This is a genomic window from Neisseria subflava, from assembly GCF_003044935.1.
In the GTDB taxonomy this organism is placed as follows: Bacteria; Pseudomonadota; Gammaproteobacteria; order Burkholderiales; family Neisseriaceae; genus Neisseria; species Neisseria subflava_E.
Genome location: NZ_POXP01000007.1, coordinates 1 through 6,377, shown reverse-complemented (window position 1 = coordinate 6,377; position 6,377 = coordinate 1). Strand labels below are relative to the sequence as shown.

Genomic DNA, 6,377 nt, shown 5'->3' with positions numbered 1-6,377 from the left:
TTGGTAGGCGTATAGTTCGGTTCTTCGCTGCTGACGCGGTGAAGAAAACGAAGCAGACAGTATAACACAGTTAGTTAGAATTTTCGATAATTTTAGTTGACATTTGCTAAATGTACTGTATAATTCGATTCGCTCTTTAAAAAACAGATTACCGATAAGTGTGAGTGCATTAGGCCTCACACTGTTTGAAAGACAGACAAGATGATGTTTTAGACATTGTCCTGTCGGTTTCTTTGAAGCAGACCAGAAGTTATAAGTTAGAGATTGAACATAAGAGTTTGATCCTGGCTCAGATTGAACGCTGGCGGCATGCTTTACACATGCAAGTCGGACGGCAGCACAGAGAAGCTTGCTTCTTGGGTGGCGAGTGGCGAACGGGTGAGTAACATATCGGAACGTACCGAGTAATGGGGGATAACTAATCGAAAGATTAGCTAATACCGCATATTCTCTGAGGAGGAAAGCAGGGGACCTTCGGGCCTTGCGTTATTCGAGCGGCCGATATCTGATTAGCTAGTTGGTGGGGTAAAGGCCTACCAAGGCGACGATCAGTAGCGGGTCTGAGAGGATGATCCGCCACACTGGGACTGAGACACGGCCCAGACTCCTACGGGAGGCAGCAGTGGGGAATTTTGGACAATGGGCGCAAGCCTGATCCAGCCATGCCGCGTGTCTGAAGAAGGCCTTCGGGTTGTAAAGGACTTTTGTCAGGGAAGAAAAGGCTGTTGCTAATATCGACAGCTGATGACGGTACCTGAAGAATAAGCACCGGCTAACTACGTGCCAGCAGCCGCGGTAATACGTAGGGTGCGAGCGTTAATCGGAATTACTGGGCGTAAAGCGAGCGCAGACGGTTACTTAAGCAGGATGTGAAATCCCCGGGCTCAACCTGGGAACTGCGTTCTGAACTGGGTGACTAGAGTGTGTCAGAGGGAGGTAGAATTCCACGTGTAGCAGTGAAATGCGTAGAGATGTGGAGGAATACCGATGGCGAAGGCAGCCTCCTGGGATAACACTGACGTTCATGCTCGAAAGCGTGGGTAGCAAACAGGATTAGATACCCTGGTAGTCCACGCCCTAAACGATGTCAATTAGCTGTTGGGCAACTTGATTGCTTAGTAGCGTAGCTAACGCGTGAAATTGACCGCCTGGGGAGTACGGTCGCAAGATTAAAACTCAAAGGAATTGACGGGGACCCGCACAAGCGGTGGATGATGTGGATTAATTCGATGCAACGCGAAGAACCTTACCTGGTCTTGACATGTACGGAATCCTCCAGAGACGGAGGAGTGCCTTCGGGAGCCGTAACACAGGTGCTGCATGGCTGTCGTCAGCTCGTGTCGTGAGATGTTGGGTTAAGTCCCGCAACGAGCGCAACCCTTGTCATTAGTTGCCATCATTAAGTTGGGCACTCTAATGAGACTGCCGGTGACAAGCCGGAGGAAGGTGGGGATGACGTCAAGTCCTCATGGCCCTTATGACCAGGGCTTCACACGTCATACAATGGTCGGTACAGAGGGTAGCCAAGCCGCGAGGTGGAGCCAATCTCACAAAACCGATCGTAGTCCGGATTGCACTCTGCAACTCGAGTGCATGAAGTCGGAATCGCTAGTAATCGCAGGTCAGCATACTGCGGTGAATACGTTCCCGGGTCTTGTACACACCGCCCGTCACACCATGGGAGTGGGGGATACCAGAAGTAGGTAGGGTAACCGCAAGGAGCCCGCTTACCACGGTATGCTTCATGACTGGGGTGAAGTCGTAACAAGGTAGCCGTAGGGGAACCTGCGGCTGGATCACCTCCTTTCTAGAGAAAGAAGAGGTCTGATGCATTCACACTTATCGGTAAACTGTAAAAGATGCGGAAGAGAAAAGCTTGAGTGAAGACAAGATTCGCTTAAGAAGAGAATCCGGGTTTGTAGCTCAGCTGGTTAGAGCACACGCTTGATAAGCGTGGGGTCGGAGGTTCAAGTCCTCCCAGACCCACCAAGAACGGGGGCATAGCTCAGTTGGTAGAGCACCTGCTTTGCAAGCAGGGGGTCATCGGTTCGATCCCGTTTGCCTCCACCAAGAACTTTACAAATCAAAGGAAGCCTGCTATACTTAGCAGCTTATTTTGATTTGCGAAGTGAAATATCGACGCATCGATCTTTAACAAATTGGAAAGCCGAAATCAACAAACAAAGACAATGAGTTTGTTTTGATTTTTTGTTCTTTGCAAAGGATAAAAAATCTCTCGCAAGAGAAAAGAAAACAAACACAGTATTTGGGTGATGATTGTATCGACTTAATCCTGAAACACAAAAGGCAGGATTAAGACACAACAAAGTAGTAAGCTTTATCAAAGTAGGAATTTCAAGTTTGCTTCCCTAGTCAACGGGTAGGCAAACGAAGTCAAAGAGGTTCTTGAAATGATAGAGTCAAGTGAATAAGTGCATCAGGTGGATGCCTTGGCGATGATAGGCGACGAAGGACGTGTAAGCCTGCGAAAAGCGTGGGGGAGCTGGCAATAAAGCTATGATCCCGCGATGTCCGAATGGGGAAACCCACCTCTTAGGAGGTATCCTTATCTGAATACATAGGATAAGCGAAGCGAACCCGGAGAACTGAACCATCTAAGTACCCGGAGGAAAAGAAATCAACCGAGATTCCGCAAGTAGTGGCGAGCGAACGCGGAGGAGCCTGTACGTGATAACTATCGAGATAGAAGAACAAGCTGGGAAGCTTGACCATAGTGGGTGATAGTCCCGTATTCGAAATCTCAATAGTGGTACTAAGCGTACGAAAAGTAGGGCGGGACACGTGAAATCCTGTCTGAATATGGGGGGACCATCCTCCAAGGCTAAATACTCATCATCGACCGATAGTGAACCAGTACCGTGAGGGAAAGGCGAAAAGAACCCCGGGAGGGGAGTGAAATAGAACCTGAAACCTGATGCATACAAACAGTGGGAGCACCCTTGTGGTGTGACTGCGTACCTTTTGTATAATGGGTCAACGACTTACATTCAGTAGCGAGCTTAACCGAATAGGGGAGGCGTAGGGAAACCGAGTCTTAATAGGGCGAACAGTTGCTGGGTGTAGACCCGAAACCGAGTGATCTATCCATGGCCAGGTTGAAGGTGCCGTAACAGGTACTGGAGGACCGAACCCACGCATGTTGCAAAATGCGGGGATGAGCTGTGGATAGGGGTGAAAGGCTAAACAAACTCGGAGATAGCTGGTTCTCCCCGAAAACTATTTAGGTAGTGCCTCGAGCAAGACACTGATGGGGGTAAAGCACTGTTATGGCTAGGGGGTTATTGCAACTTACCAACCCATGGCAAACTAAGAATACCATCAAGTGGTTCCTCGGGAGACAGACAGCGGGTGCTAACGTCCGTTGTCAAGAGGGAAACAACCCAGACCGCCAGCTAAGGTCCCAAATGATAGATTAAGTGGTAAACGAAGTGGGAAGGCCCAGACAGCCAGGATGTTGGCTTAGAAGCAGCCATCATTTAAAGAAAGCGTAATAGCTCACTGGTCGAGTCGTCCTGCGCGGAAGATGTAACGGGGCTCAAATCTATAACCGAAGCTGCGGATGCCAGTTTACTGGCATGGTAGGGGAGCGTTCTGTAGGCCGATGAAGGTGCATTGTAAAGTGTGCTGGAGGTATCAGAAGTGCGAATGTTGACATGAGTAGCGATAAAGCGGGTGAAAAGCCCGCTCGCCGAAAGCCCAAGGTTTCCTACGCAACGTTCATCGGCGTAGGGTGAGTCGGCCCCTAAGGCGAGGCAGAAATGCGTAGTCGATGGGAAACAGGTTAATATTCCTGTACTTGATTCAAATGCGATGTGGGGACGGAGAAGGTTAGGTTAGCAAGCTGTTGGAATAGCTTGTTTAAGCCGGTAGGTGGAAGACTTAGGCAAATCCGGGTCTTCTTAACACCGAGAAGTGATGACGAGTGTCTACGGACATGAAGTAACCGATACCACGCTTCCAGGAAAAGCCACTAAGCTTCAGTTTGAATTGAACCGTACCGCAAACCGACACAGGTGGGCAGGATGAGAATTCTAAGGCGCTTGAGAGAACTCAGGAGAAGGAACTCGGCAAATTGATACCGTAACTTCGGGAGAAGGTATGCCCTCTAAGGTTAAGGACTTGCTCCGTAAGCCCTGGAGGGTCGCAGAGAATAGGTGGCTGCGACTGTTTATTAAAAACACAGCACTCTGCTAACACGAAAGTGGACGTATAGGGTGTGACGCCTGCCCGGTGCTGGAAGGTTAATTGAAGATGTGCAAGCATCGGATCGAAGCCCCAGTAAACGGCGGCCGTAACTATAACGGTCCTAAGGTAGCGAAATTCCTTGTCGGGTAAGTTCCGACCCGCACGAATGGCGTAACGATGGCCACACTGTCTCCTCCTGAGACTCAGCGAAGTTGAAGTGGTTGTGAAGATGCAATCTACCCGCTGCTAGACGGAAAGACCCCGTGAACCTTTACTGTAGCTTTGCATTGGACTTTGAAGTCACTTGTGTAGGATAGGTGGGAGGCTTTGAAGCAGAGACGCCAGTCTCTGTGGAGCCGTCCTTGAAATACCACCCTGGTGTCTTTGAGGTTCTAACCCAGACCCGTAATCCGGGTCGGGGACCGTGCATGGTAGGCAGTTTGACTGGGGCGGTCTCCTCCCAAAGAGTAACGGAGGAGTTCGAAGGTTACCTAGGTCCGGTCGGAAATCGGACTGATAGTGCAATGGCAAAAGGTAGCTTAACTGCGAGACCGACAAGTCGAGCAGGTGCGAAAGCAGGACATAGTGATCCGGTGGTTCTGTATGGAAGGGCCATCGCTCAACGGATAAAAGGTACTCCGGGGATAACAGGCTGATTCCGCCCAAGAGTTCATATCGACGGCGGAGTTTGGCACCTCGATGTCGGCTCATCACATCCTGGGGCTGTAGTCGGTCCCAAGGGTATGGCTGTTCGCCATTTAAAGTGGTACGTGAGCTGGGTTTAAAACGTCGTGAGACAGTTTGGTCCCTATCTGCAGTGGGCGTTGGAAGTTTGACGGGGGCTGCTCCTAGTACGAGAGGACCGGAGTGGACGAACCTCTGGTGTACCGGTTGTAACGCCAGTTGCATAGCCGGGTAGCTAAGTTCGGAAGAGATAAGCGCTGAAAGCATCTAAGCGCGAAACTCGCCTGAAGATGAGACTTCCCTTGTGGTTTAACCACACTAAAGAGTCGTTCGAGACCAGGACGTTGATAGGTGGGGTGTGGAAGCGCGGTAACGCGTGAAGCTAACCCATACTAATTGCTCGTGAGGCTTGACTCTATCATTTGAAGAACTTCAAATGATAAAAGCTTACTGACTGATTCAGTCATCACCATTTATACCGATTAAGGCTTTACCGATTTGTAACAGTTTAAGTTTGGCGGCCATAGCGAGTTGGTCCCACGCCTTCCCATCCCGAACAGGACCGTGAAACGACTCAGCGCCGATGATAGTGTGGTTCTTCCATGTGAAAGTAGGTCACCGCCAAACACCCATTCCGAAGCCCCCGACTGATGTCGGGGGCTTTTTACATACCTGTCGGTTCTGTCGATTTGGCGATAGGGGGATTATGATTACCTGTTGTTATTCTTGAACAAAAGTACCGAAAGTTACGATTAACCGTTTGGAATATTTGAAATTAAACGGCATTTGCGTTAATATGTCGTAAGCATTTATGCGGGTATGGGCCCGTATATGCGACAGTGTTTACAGAGTGGAATAAACCATTCGGTAGACTTTCTGACTGATTCAATTAAACACGTTATGGGAAAAATCTGATGAAGAAAATTTTATTTGGTGCATTTGCTGCTGTTTGTGCAGCATTCTCTTTAGCCGCCGTGAACATCAATACCGCGTCTTCTGCCGAACTGGAGGCCTTGCCGGGTATCGGTCCGGCTAAGGCAAAATCGATTGTGGAATACCGTCAGAAGAACGGTGCGTTTAAATCGGTGGAGGAGCTGAAAAACGTGAAGGGCATCGGTGATGCGGTGCTGAACAAGTTGAAGGCGGAGGCGACGGTTTCTTCTGTCGCGCCTAAGGCCGCCCAGCCTGCCGTGAAAAAATAAGCCGGACTCTGCCTATATGCCGCCCTGCGGCCGAACCGTTTGCCGGTTGGGCCACGGGGCGGCTTTGTATGGGGGGCGGGAATGAAGACTTGGGCTAATGGGGCTTTCATTGGGTAAAGGGATAAACGGATAGCCTCTTGTCGGATAGGGGATATAAAAGATAAAGGGAATAAAGATATGTACTCAAAGGCATTTAACGGAAAACGGAATAGGGCAACTGTGCAGAGGGGGTATTCTTTGATACAGCTGTTGGTGGTGATGCTGTTGGTTTCGATATTGGCGACG

Annotated in this window: 1 protein-coding gene, 2 tRNA genes and 3 rRNA genes; all 6 read left to right on the top strand. The window is 49.7% G+C overall.

The features are described 5' to 3' along the window. The first annotated feature begins 266 nt into the window (after window positions 1-266). The 6 genes from DBY95_RS10525 (at window position 267) to DBY95_RS10500 (ending at window position 6,092) form a co-directional block, all read left to right on the top strand. Window positions 267-1,807: ribosomal RNA gene (locus DBY95_RS10525) — 16S ribosomal RNA — on the top strand. A gap of 105 nt (window positions 1,808-1,912) precedes the next feature. Next, window positions 1,913-1,989: transfer RNA gene (locus tag DBY95_RS10520), tRNA-Ile, on the top strand. Window positions 1,990-1,994: 5 nt separating this feature from the next. Next, window positions 1,995-2,070, top strand: a tRNA-Ala gene (locus DBY95_RS10515). A gap of 348 nt (window positions 2,071-2,418) precedes the next feature. Continuing rightward, window positions 2,419-5,307: ribosomal RNA gene (locus DBY95_RS10510) — 23S ribosomal RNA — on the top strand. A 96-nt stretch (window positions 5,308-5,403) separates the two neighbouring features. Next, a 5S ribosomal RNA gene (rrf, locus tag DBY95_RS10505) occupies window positions 5,404-5,517 on the top strand. The 16S, 23S and 5S rRNA genes sit together here with 2 tRNA genes alongside, the layout of an rRNA operon. Before the next feature lie 287 nt (window positions 5,518-5,804). Then, window positions 5,805-6,092: a ComEA family DNA-binding protein gene (locus DBY95_RS10500; protein WP_107724257.1), complete on the top strand. Its 288-nt coding sequence runs from the start codon at window positions 5,805-5,807 to the stop codon at window positions 6,090-6,092. The last annotated feature ends 285 nt before the right edge of the window (window positions 6,093-6,377 follow it).

What these genes read in the sequence shown, in the direction of transcription:
- DBY95_RS10500 (WP_107724257.1), top strand. Translation starts at nt 5,805, where the DNA reads ATGAAGAAAATTTTATTTGGTGCATTTGCTGCTGTTTGTGCAGCATTC.